Annotated in this window: 13 protein-coding genes; 7 read left to right on the top strand and 6 right to left on the bottom strand. The window is 71.4% G+C overall.

From position 1 onward, the window contains the following. Window positions 1–90: 90 nt before the first annotated feature. Together CCK91_RS04325 and CCK91_RS04320 are read right to left on the bottom strand one after the other, a co-directional pair. Complete coding sequence (locus CCK91_RS04325; RefSeq protein WP_086472997.1) at window positions 91–2,103, bottom strand: DUF2264 domain-containing protein; 2,013 nt, start codon at window positions 2,101–2,103, stop codon at window positions 91–93. Further along, window positions 2,103–3,122: a hydroxyacid dehydrogenase gene (locus CCK91_RS04320; protein ID WP_086472996.1), complete on the bottom strand. Its 1,020-nt coding sequence runs from the start codon at window positions 3,120–3,122 to the stop codon at window positions 2,103–2,105. Before CCK91_RS04320 ends, CCK91_RS04325 begins: the two co-directional genes overlap by 1 nt. 200 nt (window positions 3,123–3,322) lie before the next feature. Between CCK91_RS04320 and CCK91_RS04315 the strand changes: the two genes are divergently transcribed. The 3 genes from CCK91_RS04315 (at window position 3,323) to CCK91_RS04305 (ending at window position 7,339) form a co-directional block, all read left to right on the top strand. Beyond that, window positions 3,323–5,209: a heparinase II/III family protein gene (locus CCK91_RS04315; protein ID WP_119863538.1), complete on the top strand. Its 1,887-nt coding sequence runs from the start codon at window positions 3,323–3,325 to the stop codon at window positions 5,207–5,209. Next, on the top strand, window positions 5,206–6,354 hold the full coding sequence (locus CCK91_RS04310) for a substrate-binding domain-containing protein (RefSeq protein WP_207568179.1): 1,149 nt from the start codon (window positions 5,206–5,208) through the stop codon (window positions 6,352–6,354). Before CCK91_RS04315 ends, CCK91_RS04310 begins: the two co-directional genes overlap by 4 nt. 109 nt (window positions 6,355–6,463) lie before the next feature. After that, window positions 6,464–7,339 carry an endonuclease domain-containing protein gene (locus tag CCK91_RS04305; protein WP_086472994.1) on the top strand — a complete coding sequence of 292 codons (876 nt, stop codon included), beginning with the start codon at window positions 6,464–6,466 and terminating at the stop codon, window positions 7,337–7,339. 51 nt (window positions 7,340–7,390) lie between these two features. Here CCK91_RS04305 and CCK91_RS04300 read toward each other — a convergent pair whose 3' ends face one another. After that, window positions 7,391–8,191: an SDR family NAD(P)-dependent oxidoreductase gene (locus CCK91_RS04300; RefSeq protein WP_086472993.1), complete on the bottom strand. Its 801-nt coding sequence runs from the start codon at window positions 8,189–8,191 to the stop codon at window positions 7,391–7,393. A gap of 97 nt (window positions 8,192–8,288) precedes the next feature. On the opposite strand from CCK91_RS04300, the gene CCK91_RS04295 reads away from it, so the two are divergent. Next, window positions 8,289–8,894 carry a TetR/AcrR family transcriptional regulator gene (locus CCK91_RS04295; protein ID WP_086472992.1) on the top strand — a complete coding sequence of 202 codons (606 nt, stop codon included), beginning with the start codon at window positions 8,289–8,291 and terminating at the stop codon, window positions 8,892–8,894. A gap of 59 nt (window positions 8,895–8,953) precedes the next feature. On the opposite strand, the gene CCK91_RS04290 is transcribed toward CCK91_RS04295, so the two are convergent. Continuing rightward, complete coding sequence (locus CCK91_RS04290; RefSeq protein ID WP_086472991.1) at window positions 8,954–9,448, bottom strand: FBP domain-containing protein; 495 nt, start codon at window positions 9,446–9,448, stop codon at window positions 8,954–8,956. Between the two features lie 327 nt (window positions 9,449–9,775). Between CCK91_RS04290 and CCK91_RS04285 the strand changes: the two genes are divergently transcribed. Then, complete coding sequence (locus CCK91_RS04285; RefSeq protein WP_086472990.1) at window positions 9,776–10,984, top strand: cysteine desulfurase-like protein; 1,209 nt, start codon at window positions 9,776–9,778, stop codon at window positions 10,982–10,984. Between the two features lie 96 nt (window positions 10,985–11,080). Here CCK91_RS04285 and CCK91_RS04280 read toward each other — a convergent pair whose 3' ends face one another. Then, window positions 11,081–11,362 carry a hypothetical protein gene (locus CCK91_RS04280; protein WP_133059933.1) on the bottom strand — a complete coding sequence of 94 codons (282 nt, stop codon included), beginning with the start codon at window positions 11,360–11,362 and terminating at the stop codon, window positions 11,081–11,083. A gap of 97 nt (window positions 11,363–11,459) precedes the next feature. Next, on the bottom strand, window positions 11,460–11,942 hold the full coding sequence (locus CCK91_RS04275) for a MarR family winged helix-turn-helix transcriptional regulator (RefSeq protein WP_086472988.1): 483 nt from the start codon (window positions 11,940–11,942) through the stop codon (window positions 11,460–11,462). Between the two features lie 105 nt (window positions 11,943–12,047). Between CCK91_RS04275 and CCK91_RS04270 the strand changes: the two genes are divergently transcribed. Together CCK91_RS04270 and CCK91_RS04265 are read left to right on the top strand one after the other, a co-directional pair. Next, window positions 12,048–12,620 (top strand): NADPH-dependent F420 reductase, encoded by a 573-nt coding sequence (locus tag CCK91_RS04270; protein WP_086472987.1) that lies wholly within the window; start codon window positions 12,048–12,050, stop codon window positions 12,618–12,620. A gap of 66 nt (window positions 12,621–12,686) precedes the next feature. Next, window positions 12,687–13,571 (top strand): TolB family protein, encoded by an 885-nt coding sequence (locus tag CCK91_RS04265; RefSeq protein WP_086472986.1) that lies wholly within the window; start codon window positions 12,687–12,689, stop codon window positions 13,569–13,571. Window positions 13,572–13,641 lie beyond the last annotated feature (70 nt).

Below are 13,641 nucleotides of genomic sequence, written 5' to 3'. Positions count from 1 at the left end.
GGTGAGTAGTGGTGCTGTCGGTGGTGATGGCGGTGCTGGTGGCGGTGCAGGTGGAACAGGGATGCTGCGGGATGGAGAGGTCGGTGGGCGTCAGTGCGACGCGGGCAGGTCGAGCGAGGTCGTCGCCCCGTCCGGCCAGGTGATGGTGCGGCCGGTGGACCCGGCGTCGCCCGCCATCGCCGGGGCGACGACGCCCGGCTGCGTGGCGCCGTCCAGGAGGAGCGCGAACGCGTGCCAGTGGTCCGGGCGGACGGGTGCGTCGGTCTCGCACCACGGCGTGCCCGAACGGGGTCCGAGCGGGGTGGCGTCGTCGAGGTCGCGGACGCCTGACCGGAGCACGTCGGTCGGGAACGGGTCGCGCTCGTTCGGGAGCGCGACGACAGCCGAACGCACCCCGTCGGCGACGGCGACTGCCGAGGTCGGGTCGGTGGCGACGGCCAGGTCACGACCGCTGACGGTCCCCCCGCCGACACGCAGTGCGCCGAGCGGGACCTCGTCGCCGGCGCCGGGGACGACGCGGACGAACCGCACCTCCCACGGGCCGCGGACGGCCGAGCAGAGGTCGATCCGCGCGCCGGTGCGGGTCCGGTCCGCCGCGTGACCGTGGCCATGGTCCGGGCCGTCGGCATCGGCGTCGATCCAGCGGGCGAGACCGGAGGATGTCGCCCAACCGGTGGACGATCCGTCGGAGGTCGGCAGCGGCGTCAGCGCACCTCTGGTGAACCCGGAACGGTGACTCGGGACACCCTCGGTGTCCAGGAGCACCACCGATCCGTCGAACGGATCGCGGGCGTCAGCCGAGAGCACCGGCGCGGTCGCCGTCGAGTACCCGAGTCGCGCGTACAGCGGCGCATCGCGTTGGGCGACGCCGTCGTTCGCGTGGTCCGTCCCATGGTTGACGACGCGGACGATGCCGTCGGCGGTCGTCCCGCTGACGATCCAGCCCGGGGCGACGACGGTGCGGAGGACGTCGCCCCGCTCGATCGGCAGTGGTTCCTCGATCGCCGTCCACACCGGGTGTTCGGCCGGGAGCGCGAGCCCGAGCATGCCTTTGGACGCCCAGTAGGGCGAACCGGGGCCGGAGTAGGACTGTGCGAGCTGCCGCCACTCGTGGTGCCAGCCGAGCGTCAGGATCCCGCGGTCGTCGGGTGCACCGGCCGCGTCGAAGTGCGACACGACACCGCTGGCCGCCCGACGGATGAGTCCCGGCGACAGCGCGGTGGACCCGGCCATCGCACCGGCCCAGAACGGGGCGGCGGCGGCGAAGCGGTAGATGAGACTCCGCCCCTGGACGAGCGGCGAACCGTTCGCGCCGACGAGCGTGACGGCGTCCTCCAGGTAGCGGTCGAGGTGGGCGTCGTAGCGGTCGAGGCGTGCCTGATGCGGGTGGCCCGGCGCGAGCATCGTGCGCCACAGCACCGGATAGAGGTGGAGCGCCCACCCGGTGTAGTGGTCGTAGGCTCGCGTGCCGCCGTCGGCGAACCAGCCGTCCTCGCGGAAGAAACCGTCCGCGATCGCGAGATCCTCCTCGAGGTCCGCCTCCGAGAACGAGCCGCCGACCGTGCGCAGGAACTCCTCGACGACGATGCGGAACCACACCCAGTTGATGGGCGGGTACGGCTGGCCGATGACGGATGCGAGCCAATCGATCGTCGTGCGTTTGGTCCGGTCGTCGAGACGGTCCCAGAGTTCGGCACGGGTGAGGTGGAGTCCGATCGCGATGGCTGCGGCCTCGACCTTGGCCTGGTCGACCTCGTCCGGCCGCGGCCACCGCTCCGGGGAGTCCGGGTCGGTGCCCGCTGCGAGGCCGGCGGCGTAGCGTTCGACGAGGTCACCCGTCCGTGCGGGATCACCGGCGATGCGGAAGGCGGCGAGCATGAACGTCCGCGCGAACCCCTCCAGCCCGTCGATGTCGGAGCCGTAGCCGCCTGGCGCACCCGGGAACAGGACGCGGGCACGACCGGGCGAGGTGAAGGGTTCGGCACCGCCGAGCAGCCGGTCCGCGAGGTCCTCCCAGTGCCTGCGCGGCCAGCCGGTCGACGGTGACAGGGTGCGGTCCAGGGCGAGCGTCACCGACGCCGGGGCGGTCAGGAGCGCGACCATCAGGCGCTCACCCCCAGGTCGGCGACCCGGACGGCTTCGCGCGGGTCCTCGCCGTTGAGGAACCGCTCGAGGTCGTCGAGCGCCGCGTCCGTCATGCGCAGCGTCTCCCGGCCGAGGGAGCCCGCGATGTGCGGGGTGATCGAGACGTTCGGGAGGTCGAGCAGCGGCGAGTGCACGGGCAGCGGTTCCGGGTCGGTGACGTCGAGGATCGCGTCGAGACGTCCGCTCGCGCACTCCGCCGCGAGGGCGTCGGTGTCGAGCAGGCTCCCGCGGGCCGTGTTGATCACCGTGGCGCCGTCCGGGAGCGCCGCGAGCTGGGCAGCCCCGATCATGCGCTTCGTCTCCGGGAGCTCCGGGGCGTGCAGCGAGAGCACGTCGACGTTCGGCAGGAGCTCGTCGAGCGAGACGAGGCGGGCTCCGGCCGCGGCCACGACCGTGGCGTCGGCGTAGGGGTCGGCGACGAGCACCTCGACCGCGTCGAGCTGCTGGAGCAGGGCGACGACGCGACGGCCGATGCGCGAGAAGCCGACGACGCCGACGCGGCGTCCGAGGTTGGACAGGTTCGTGGTCTCAAGCAGGGTGCGCCACTCGCGACGGTGCGCCCGAGGGTCGCGGGCGAAGACCTGTGCCCGTTTGCCGGCGAGCACGATCGAGGCGAAGGTGAACTCGGCGACCGGGATGGCGTTCGCTTCGGCGGCCGTGGTGACGACGATGCCGCGCTCCCAGACCGCGTCGGTCACGAGCGAGCGGACCGTGCCGGCGCAGTGGAAGACCGCGCGCAGCCGGGGCATGCGGTCGAGTCGCTCCGCCGTGAGCGGCGGGGTTCCCCACGAGGTGATGAGCACCTCGACCTCAGCGAGCCGTGCGGCGAGCGCCGGGTCGTCGAGGTCGCCGGTGGTCTCGTCGTCGCGGACCTCGCACAGCGCGTGGAGCCGGGCCAGACGGGCGTCGTCGAAGAGCGTCGAGAACACGTCGGGCCACATGGCGACCAGGGCTGCGGGGCGCGCGGCGTTCGACATCTGGTGCTCTCCTTCGAGTGGGCCGCGGTTGCATGCGGTTGTCAGGTAGTGAATACTCCAATCCGATCGGAGTCAAAACAATCGATCACAAACGAACAAGCTCGATCGAAGATGATCATGGAGACGTCGTGAATCCACCCTCGCAGACCGCACCTGCCGCACCGGCCACCGATGAGCGACGTCGGTCGCACGGACCGTTGGTGACGGCGTGGTCACAGCGCCCGGCGACCGCACTCCGGCCCATCGTGCCGGACGGCGACTGGAGCTCGATCGATCGGCGGCTGCTCGACGCGTTCGTGGCGCAGGCCGCCACCGAAGCAGCGCGGGACGACCGTGCCGCGACGCCCTGGCCGCAGCCGCTCTTCTCGCAGTACAGCGCCTACCCGCTCGCCGGGGAGCGCCTCTCCTACGAGACGGCGGTCGGTGACCGACTCGCACGCCTCTCCCGCGCCGTGGTCCTCGCCGCCGCGTCCGCAGCCGGTGTGGCGGTGGCCGCGCCGCACGACCCGCTCGCCGAGGTCGCCGACGGCCTGTGGCTCCTCGCGGAGCAGACGACCTGGTGCTGGGCGGCCCACGACGACGCGTTCCGCCGATTCGGGACGGTCACGCCGTCGCTCGACGAACCGTTCCTCGACCTCGGCGCCGGTGAGGCGGTCGCGGCCGTCGCCTGGGCGATCGCCGTCCTCGGCGACGAGCTCGACGAGCGCTACCCGGGACTCACCGACCGGCTGCGAGCCGAGGCCGAGCAGCGGGTGTTCCGGCCGTTCCTCGACCGCGACGACTGGCACTGGCTCGGCCTCGACGTCGACGATGCGGATGAACCGGGCGTCCTCCACAACTGGAACCCCTGGATCCTCGGCAATACGATCGCCGCGGCGGCGGTGCTCTGCACCTGGGACCGCGCTGAACTCGTCATCGACCGAGCGGTCGACGGCATCGACCGCTACCTGGCTGGCCTCCCCCGGGACGGCGCGATCGACGAGGGCTGGGAGTACTGGTGGAACGGAGCGGCTCGCGCCCTCGAGGCGGTCGAGACCCTCGATCGTCTCGCCGGTGGTCGCCTCGCGCTCGACGGCCTCGACCTGCTGCCCGAGTCGCTCCGCTTCCCACTGCGGATGCAGCTGTCCGCCGACTGGTACGTGAACGTCGCGGATGCCCGAGCACGCGGTGACCGCTCGCTCCCGTTCGATCTGCTGCATCGCTGGGGCCGGCGACTCGAGCTACCGGACGTCGTCGCGTACGCAACGGCACATCGCGATCCCGACGCCCCCGTCGCCACGGACCGGGCCGGACTCGGGCGTCTCGTCCGCGTCTGCCTCGATCGTGAGTGGGCGGTCGCGGACGCCCGGAGCGCAGCCCTGCCGCTGCCGGCTTCCGTCGACCTGTCGTCGATCGGCGTGAGCCTCGCCCGTGAGCACGAGGGGCGACCCGACGGACTCGCGGTCAGCCTCAAGGGCGGCCACAACGACGAGAACCACAACCACAACGACCTCGGGAGCGTGATCGTCGCGCTCGACGGCGTCCCCGCGGTCATGGATCCCGGACGGCCCACCTACGACGCACGGACCTTCGGCCCGGACCGCTACGACATCTGGTGCATGCGCAGCGACTGGCACAGCGTCCCGGCACCGCGCGGTCTGCTGCAGCAGCACGGTTCGGCGTTCGCGGCGCGCGATCGCCGGGGCGGAGACCAGGGCGCACAGGCGAGCTGGTCGATGGACCTCGCCGCGGCCTACGGGCTGGTGGAGCACGAACACTGGCGCCGGACCGCGACGCTCGACCGCACGTCGTCGCGGGTCGTGATCGAGGACGTCTGGACGCTCGACGACACGGCGGGCACGGCCGTCACCCTGATGCTGTGGGGCGACGTGACCGAGGTCGACCAGGCGAGTCTGCGCGTCCGTCGACCGGTCGCCGGCGTCCGGGACGTGATGCTCCAGCACGACGCGGATGAGGTCGCGATCGAGGTCGTCCGACTCGACGATCCGATGATGCGATCGTCCTGGGGCGACACGATCACCCGTGTGCGGCTGCTGCCGCGTCCCGATGCGGATCGTCTGCTCGTCACCGTGGAGGCCGCACGATGAGCGACGACGACGTCTCCGGCGACCGCGGACCGACGGGCGGCACCGGACCCTCACAGGTCTTCGGCATCGAGCGCCGCGAACGGATCATGGACGAGGTCCGGCGCAACGGTTCCGTCGTCGTCCGCGAACTCGCCGTCCTCCTCGGCGTCACGGAACTGACGATCCGACGCGACATCACCGCGCTCGCCGACCTCGGGCTCGTCACGCGCGTCCACGGTGGTGCGACCGCCCGGAGCTCCCTCGACCAGACGGTCGCGCGATCCGCCGATGCCGCCGGCCCCGCCCGATACCGCATCGGCATGGTCGTGCCGTCGCTCAGCTACTACTGGCCGCAGATCGTCAACGGTGCCCGGGCCACGGCCGCCCTCAGCCGCTCGCAGCTCGTGCTCCGCGGCTCGTCCTACGACCCCGCCGACCAGCGCCGGCAGATGGCCGCACTCGTGGAGACGGGCGGGATCCACGGCCTCATCGCCGCACCCGACACCGCCGGCCAGGACGGGTACGCCCTCCTCGCCTGGCTCGATGCGCTGCCGATCCCGGTCGTGCTGGCCGAGCGTCGCGCGCCGTCATCGCTCGCGCTGCGCTCACTGGAGTGGGTGACGACGGACCACGAGTTCGGCGCGGTGCTCGCCGTCCGCCACCTGTACGAGCAGGGGCACCGCCGCATCGGCATCGCCGCGGCTCGGCACTCCCCCACCTCCGACCACCTGCGGCGCGGGTGGGCCAGGGCGTCCGCGGACCTCGGGCTGGACACGGGCCTGACGGTGAACGCCGAGATCGACGACGTCGAGAACGGGGCCAGGGACGCCCGCCTGGGTGCGCTCGTCGACGAGTGCCTCGCCACGGGGACCACCGCGCTGTTCGTGCATGCCGACCCGCAGGCGATCCTGCTCGAGCACCACTGCCTCGACCGCGGCGTGCGGATCCCCCAGGATCTCGCGATCGTCGCCTACGACGACGAGGTGGCGGAGAACGGCGAGCCGCCCATCACCGCGCTGCGCCCGCCGAAGCAGCACATCGGTCGGATGGCCGTCGAGACGATGGTCGCCCGCCTGTCCGAAGGCCGTCGTCGCCCGACGCAGCGCACCCAGGTCCTCCCCGAGCTGCAGGTCCGCGCCTCGTCTTTGACCGCCCCGACCGCCTGAGTCGCCCGAATCTGCGCGAAAATCACTGGATTTCGTGCAGATCCGGGCGACTCAGCGGACCTGTGGAGAACGTGGACGGGGAACCACTCCGCGCAGGCACAGTGAAGGGATGCCAGCTGAGCTTCCGGACGGACCGTTCCTCGTCGGCGACGCGCTCCGCAGCGGGATGACACCCGGCGAACTCCGCAGTCGTCGCCTCGACAAACCGGGTCACGGCATCCGGTCCGCCCGCCCGATGGAGACCGTGGAGGATCGCTGCCGCGCGTTCCTGCACCGCCTGTCCGACCGGGTCTTCGTCTGCGGTCCGACCGCTGCGCTCCTGCTCGGCCTGCCGCTCCCGTACCGGCTCTCCACCCCCGATCGCCTCGACCTCGCCGTGGCCGCCCCGGCTCGCGCTCCGCACGCCGCCGGGATCGCCGGTCGGTCGATCACGATCGATGACGAGGACGACGTGATCGTCCGCGGTCACATCCGACTGACGAGTCCGGTTCGAACGTGGCTGGACCTTGCCGCGACGCTCCCGCTCGCCGATCTCGTCGCGACAGGCGACCATCTGCTTCGGACGAGTACCGCGGGCCTGGCCGAATTGGAGGAGGCTGCAGCCCGCTATCCGAGTCGGCGCGGCCGTGGAGCCATCGCCGCCGCACTCCCGCTGCTCGATCACCGCGCGGAATCACCGCCCGAGTCCATCGTCCGCGTCGCGCTCGTCCGCGGAGGCGTCATCGGGTTCGAGCCGAACCAGGAGATCCGGGCGGCGAACGGCTCGTTCCTCGCCCGCGCGGACCTCTGTCACCGTGCAGCGCGGATCGTCATCGAATACCAGGGTGACTATCACCGGGTCGAGGTCGACCGGTGGCGCAAGGACCGTGCGCGCTCCAACCGCCTGCGAGCCGCGGGCTGGACGGTCATCGAGCTGACGGCCGACGATCTCCGTGACCTCCGCGCCGTCGTCGCCTCGGTGCGCGCCGCCCTCGCCGGCCGCTGAGTCGCCCGAACCTGCACGAAATTGGCCGGATTTTCGACAGATCCGGGCGACTCAGCGGGCCATCCGCACGCCGCCGAGGACACGGGCGCTCGTGCGGGCGAGCGTCCGACGCGACAGCAGTCGGGTCGCGAGCGCGGTGAGGTGGTTGCTGCGGCCGGACACGACACTGGGGCCACCGTCAGCCCGGTCGAGCGCGCGGAACGCGGTGTCGACGACCTGCGCGCTCGTCTGCTTGCGGCCGACAGCAGCGTCTTCGCTTCCGACGACGTCGAAGAACTCGGTCTGGGTGGGCCCGGGGCTCACGGCGAGCACCCGCAGCCCGGTGCCACGGGCCTCTGCCCAGAGCGCCTCGGTGAAGCTCAGCACGAACGCCTTCGTCGCGCCGTAGACAGCCATGCCCGGCGTCGGCTGGTAGGCAGCGGTGCTCGCGACCGTCACCAGGGCGCCGGACCCCTCGAGCAACTGCGGCATGAACGCACGCGTGAGCTCGACGAGGGTCCCGACGTTGAGTTGGATCTCTCCCGTCATGCGCTCCGGGTCCGCCTGGTCGAAGGCACCGTGGCTGCCGAACCCGGCGTTGTTGACGAGCGAGGTGATCCGGACACCGCGGCGATCCAGCTCCTCGTGGAGTGACTCGGCGGCACCCGCGACGCCGAGGTCGGCCGGCACGACCGTGACCTCGGCACCCGAGGCAGACCGGAGTTCGGCCGCCAGCACCTCGAGGCGATCCGCGCGCCTTGCGACGAGCACCAGGTTCGACCCGCGGTTCGCGAACCGTCTGGCGAACTCGACGCCGAGGCCGGAGCTCGCGCCCGTGATGAGTGCGGTGCCACCGCGGAGATCGAGTGTCATGGGGAATCCTTCAGCTGGCAGTACACGAATGTTGTCAGTGACATCATCACCGTCTCTGCTCGTGTTGTCAATGTCAACATGGCGGTAGGCTCGTCTCGTGTCAGCCCAGCCCTATCACCACGGAGACCTCCGCCGGACGCTCCTCGAGGCCGCCGCAGCCAGCCTCGAGACGGACGGCGTCGACGAGCTGTCGCTGCGCCGCCTCGCCCGCGATGCCGGCGTCAGCCACGCGGCGCCGAGCCGACATTTCCGCGACAAGCAGGCCCTCCTCGACGCGCTCGCCGAAGACGGTTTCCGTCGTCTCTCCGCGGCGCTCGAGCGGGCGACCGAAGCCGAGGTCACGTCGTCGGCAGGTGCCCGCGAACAGGTCGGCGCACTGGCCCGAGCGTACGTCGGCTTCGCGCTCGCTCAGCCGACCCTCCTCTCGCTCATGTTCGGCCTCAAGCACGCGCCCGATGCCCGGGAGGAGCTGCTCGCCGCCGGTCACGCCTCGATGGAGATCGTCGTCCGGGTCGTCACCGCCGGGCAGGAGATCCGGGCGATCACCGCCGGCGATCCGCACCACATCGCGCTCGTCGCGTTCGCGACCTTCCACGGCATCGCCGCGCTCGCCTCTGGCGGCCTGCTCGACGGCGTCCCGGCCGACGACCTCGTGACGAGCGCCGTCGGCGTCTTCTGGCGGGGCCTGACTCCCGAGCCTTGAGTCGCCCGAATCTGCGCGAAAATCACTGGATTTCGTGCAGACCCGGGCGACTCAGCGGGTCAGCCGACGCCGTTCAGGACCGAGGAGGCGAAGGACGCGGCGCGGACGCTGAGCGTCGCGATGCGCTCCTGGCGGGCCGCCTCCGCGTCGAAACCGACGTAGGCGAGCGGTGGCAGCTTCCGCACGTTGGCCGAGCACTGGAAGTCGGCGCAGACGAGCGTGCCGACGGTGTCGCCGTTCTTGCCGGCCTGTCCGGCCCGCTTCGCGCTGTAGAACACGACGTCGTTGCTGAGCGTGATGTCCTGGCACCACGCGCACTGCGGCCGGGTGCGGGGTGCCGCGTCGGCCTGCCGGAGCAGGATGCCGACGGGTTCGCCGTCGACGATCGTGACCACGTACGCGCGTCGCGGCAGCTTCTTGTCGCGCCACCCGAGGAAGTCACGCACCTCGAAGTCGAGCGTGTCGAAGTCGACGGGCAGGCTCACGTCACTGACCTCCTTGCGCGACGCGTTGACGAAGGAGGCTCGGATCTGGGATTCGTTCAGGGGGATCATGGGTTCACCGGTTTCGGCTGGGCCGTCGTGGAGACGGCGGAGAGACCCTCCGCGCGTCGATGCGCTGCGGTGGGTGCGTCAGGGTGCGCGGCCCCGTCGTCGTCGCTCGGACGAGCGCGATGGACGAGGCCGACGTCCTCACCGGGTGGGTGAGGTGGTCGACCGGGTGCGCTGCTCTCTCGGGCCGGCGTTGCGGACGCCGACGACCTCCAGACGCCCGACACGGGGCGGAGCGATGAGCATGGACACACAGGCACTGTATCAAGCGATGGCGCGCTCGCTCCCCTGGTCCGCACGTTCAGGCTCCTGGCGCGGCAGGATGGACGCATGACCCTCGACGTCGCCCTCCTCCGCACCGCGTTCCCCTCCCTCGCCTCGGGCATCGCCCACTTCGACGGCCCCGGCGGCACCCAGACGCCGCTCGCCGTCGGCCAGGCCATCCTCGACACCCTGACGGGCCCGCTCTCGAACCGAGGAACCTCGGTCGCCTCCGAACGACGGGCTGACGACGCGGTCGTCGCCTTCCGCGCTGCGATGGCGGACCTCCTCGCCGCCGACCCGAGCGGCATCGTCTACGGTCGCAGCGCGACCCAGCTCACCTACGACTTCGCGAAGCACCTGTCCCGCGGCTGGACGGCGGGCGACGAGGTGGTGGTGTCCCGGCTGGACCACGACGCGAACGTCCGCCCGTGGGTCCAGGCCGCGGAACGCGCCGGCGCGACGGTGCGCTGGATCGAGCTCGATGCCGCGACCGGCGAGCTCGACCTCGAGTCGCTCGACGCGACCCTCGGCGAGCGCACCCGGCTCGTCGCCGTGACCGCAGCGTCGAACCTCCTCGGCACCATCCCGCCGGTGCGGACGATCGCCGACCGGGCGCACGCGGTCGGCGCGCTCGTCTGGGTCGACGGCGTCCACTACACAGCGCACCACGTCGTCGACGTCGACGCCCTCGGTGCCGACTTCTTCGTCTGCTCGCCGTACAAGTTCTTCGGGCCGCACTGCGGTGTCCTCGCCGCGTCGCCCGCGCTGCTCGAGTCGATCCACCCCGACAAGCTGCTGCCGTCGACGAACGTGGTGCCCGAACGCTTCGAGTTCGGCACGCTGCCCTACGAGCTCATGGCCGGCGTGACGGCGGCCATCGGCGTGCTCGCATCGATCGACCCCGGTGACGCCACGACGAGACGCGACCGTCTGGTGGCCTCCGCCGCGGCCGTCCACGAACGGGAACTCGCGCTGCGCACCCGCATCGAGGATGCCCTCGCGGAGCTCGGCCCGCTCGTCGAGCTGCACTCGCGAGCCGCCGAGCGCACGGCGACGCTGTTCATGACGTTCCCGGGCAGGCGTGCAGCCGACGCGGCCGCGTTCCTCGCCGCACGCGACGTCCTCGCACCGGCGGGCTCGTTCTACGCGGTCGAGCCGTTCGCGGCGCTGGGCCTCGACGACGTCGGCGGCCTTCGGGTCGGCGTCGCCCCGTACACCTCGGACGAGGACGTCGACCGCCTGCTCGACGGCATCAGGGCCTTCCTCGCGGGCTGACGGCCTCGCCGGTTGAACGGCCCGCCGGCTGAACGGTTGGCGGGCTGAACGGCTCGCCGGTTGAACAGTTGGCGGGCCAACCCGGCGTCAGCGCCCTCAGGACCGCTTGCCGCTCTCACGTCGCAGCACGACGAACCCGGCGACCATGACGACCGCCCCGAGGACGAGGGTGATGATCCGGAAGAACCCGAAGTCGTCGACACCGAAGATCAGGGGTCCGGCGAAGAGGAACGTGGCGCCGACGAAGTACCAGACGGAAGTCGTCCCACCGTTGAGCGAGGTGGGCGGTGGCGTCGATTCGGGCTCCGCCGAGGCTGGACCGTCCTGGGGCACCTCGTCCCCGCGTGGTGCAGGCTCGGGCTGCGTCGATCCGGTCATCATTCGCTCCGATCCGCGTCGCGCTCGGTGGTGTCCACGACGTCGAGCCCCACGCTACGCAGCCCTCGAGCGCCGCGAATCCCCCAGGTGACGGAGATCAGGCCTCGCTGGCGAACATCCGCCCGTCGGGGTCGAGCTTCGTCAGGAGGGCTGCGGAGATCTCGCCGAGCTGCTCGATCTGCGTCGGCGTCAGTGCGTCGAGCACGAGCGACCGCACATGCTCGACGTGGCCCGGCGCAGCCTGGACGACCTTGTCCCAGCCTGCATCGGTGAGCGTCACGTTCGTCGCCCGTCGATCCTCCGGGCACGGTGTCCGCGCCACGAAGCCGGCCTCCTCCAAGCGCGTCAGCACCCGCGACAAGCGGGGCAGCGTCGCGTTCGTCCGGGCCGCGAGCGCCGAGGTGCGCAGCGTGCGGCCCGGGGTCTCGGACAGCATCGCGAGCGTGAAGTAGTCGAAGTGCGTCAGGTGCTCGTCCCGCGTGAGCTGGAGGTCGAGCGCGGCCGGCAGGAGTTCGAGCACCGCGGCGAAGCGCACCCAGGAGCGTTGCTCGTCGTCGCTCAGCCATCGCGTGTCGGTCATGCCTCCAGCGTAGCAATAGTTGCGCGTACAACTAACCGGTGTTACGTTAGTTGTACCAACAACCAATTGACCCGTGACCAGGCGGCCACGAGAAGGAGCATCGTCATGACGAACGTCACCATCTTCGGAACCGGCAACATGGGAAGCGCCATCGCCGGCGTCCTCGCAGCAGGCGGCGCCTCCGTCGACCACCTCGGGTCGGCCGAGACCGGCACGATCACCGGCGACGTCGTCGTCCTCGCGGTCCCCTACCCGGCCCTCGCGACGATCGTCGAGCAGTACGCCGACCAGCTCGCGGGCAAGGTCGTCGTCGACATCACCAACCCCCTCGACTTCTCGACCTTCGACGCCCTCACCGTCCCCGCCGGCAGTTCGGCCGCAGCGGAACTGCAGGCGAAGCTCCCGAGCTCCCACGTCCTCAAGGCCTTCAACACGAACTTCGCCGCGACCCTCGCCGCGAAGCAGGTCGGCGATGTGGCCACCACGGTCCTCATCGCCGGGGACGACGCCGACGCCAAGGCCGCACTCCAGCAGCTCGTGACCGACGGTGGTCTCGAGGCCGTCGACGCCGGGTCCCTCAAGCGCGCCCACGAACTCGAGGCGATCGGCTTCCTGCAGCTCACGTTGGCGGCGTCGGAGAAGATCTCCTGGACCGCGGGGTTCGCGCTCGTCAAGTAGTCGCCCGATCCTGATCCGGGAGGAACGGTCCTCCCGGATCACGACGGACTGGAGGACGATGGGCGCATGACCTTCCGCGCCCTCACCCCCGGCCAGCGTTCCAGCGTCCTGCTCGGCGGGCCGCACGATGACGCGCCCGCCCTCCTCTTCGAGACCGACGAGCTCCTCGTCGAAGCGCCGAACTGGTCCCTCGATGGCCGGACGCTGTACCTCAACGGCAACGGGCGGCTCTGGGCGCTCACGGTCGACGACCCGGCCGTAGGGCTCACGCCGATCGACTTCCACGGCCTCCCCGAGCTCAACAACGACCACGTCCTCGACCCCGACGGCGAGCACATCCTCCTCTCGGCGATGGACGGTCACATCTACCGCGGCGCCCTCACCGGTGGGCCGGTCACGAAGCTCACCGCCGACGACGACCGGTGGCACTTCCTCCACGGCGTCTCGCCCGACGGCACCCGGATCGCGTACGTCGAGCTCGAGGGCTTCGAGCACCCCGGTCGACTCGCGATCGCTCCGGCGGTCGAGGGCGGCGGTCCCGTCACCGTCCTCGACACGGGCGACGGCCACCTCGACGGCCCGGAGTGGTCGCCCGACGGCCGGTGGCTGCTCTGCAACACGGAACACTTCGGCACGGCCCCGGGCCATGCGCAGCTCGCACGGATCCCTGACGGCGGCGGCGAGCTCGAGCAGCTCGTCGTGAGCGACACCGTCGACTGGTTCCCGCACCTCTCCCCCGACGCCCGCCTGGCCTCGTACATCGCCTTCCCCGCCGGCACGATCGGACACCCCGCCGACCTCGACGTCGAGGTCCGGCTCGTCTCGACCGACGACTGGGCGACCCCGCTCCGCCGCTACCCGCTGTTCGGCGGGCAGGGCACCCTCAACGTGAACAGCTGGGCACCCGACAGCTCACGGTTCGCCTTCGTCGCCTACCCGATCGACGACTGAGTCGCCCGACGCTGCACGGTTTCGACGAAGAATCGCACCGATCCGGGCGACTCAGGGGGCTCGTCGATAG

This window comes from Plantibacter elymi (nom. nud.) (genome assembly GCF_900177795.1).
GTDB lineage: Bacteria > Actinomycetota > Actinomycetes > Actinomycetales > Microbacteriaceae > Plantibacter > Plantibacter elymi.
This window is presented reverse-complemented; position numbering and strand designations above follow the sequence as displayed.

Excerpts from the sequence above, each read along its gene's own strand:
- CCK91_RS04325 (WP_086472997.1), bottom strand. The coding sequence starts at position 2,103 with ATGGTCGCGCTCCTGACCGCCCCGGCGTCGGTGACGCTCGCCCTGGAC.
- CCK91_RS04305 (WP_086472994.1), top strand. The coding sequence starts at position 6,464 with ATGCCAGCTGAGCTTCCGGACGGACCGTTCCTCGTCGGCGACGCGCTC.
- CCK91_RS04275 (WP_086472988.1), bottom strand. The coding sequence starts at position 11,942 with ATGACCGACACGCGATGGCTGAGCGACGACGAGCAACGCTCCTGGGTG.
- CCK91_RS04285 (WP_086472990.1), top strand. The coding sequence starts at position 9,776 with ATGACCCTCGACGTCGCCCTCCTCCGCACCGCGTTCCCCTCCCTCGCC.
- CCK91_RS04320 (WP_086472996.1), bottom strand. The coding sequence starts at position 3,122 with ATGTCGAACGCCGCGCGCCCCGCAGCCCTGGTCGCCATGTGGCCCGAC.
- CCK91_RS04290 (WP_086472991.1), bottom strand. The coding sequence starts at position 9,448 with ATGATCCCCCTGAACGAATCCCAGATCCGAGCCTCCTTCGTCAACGCG.
- CCK91_RS04300 (WP_086472993.1), bottom strand. The coding sequence starts at position 8,191 with ATGACACTCGATCTCCGCGGTGGCACCGCACTCATCACGGGCGCGAGC.
- CCK91_RS04270 (WP_086472987.1), top strand. The coding sequence starts at position 12,048 with ATGACGAACGTCACCATCTTCGGAACCGGCAACATGGGAAGCGCCATC.
- CCK91_RS04310 (WP_207568179.1), top strand. The coding sequence starts at position 5,206 with ATGAGCGACGACGACGTCTCCGGCGACCGCGGACCGACGGGCGGCACC.
- CCK91_RS04265 (WP_086472986.1), top strand. The coding sequence starts at position 12,687 with ATGACCTTCCGCGCCCTCACCCCCGGCCAGCGTTCCAGCGTCCTGCTC.
- CCK91_RS04280 (WP_133059933.1), bottom strand. The coding sequence starts at position 11,362 with ATGACCGGATCGACGCAGCCCGAGCCTGCACCACGCGGGGACGAGGTG.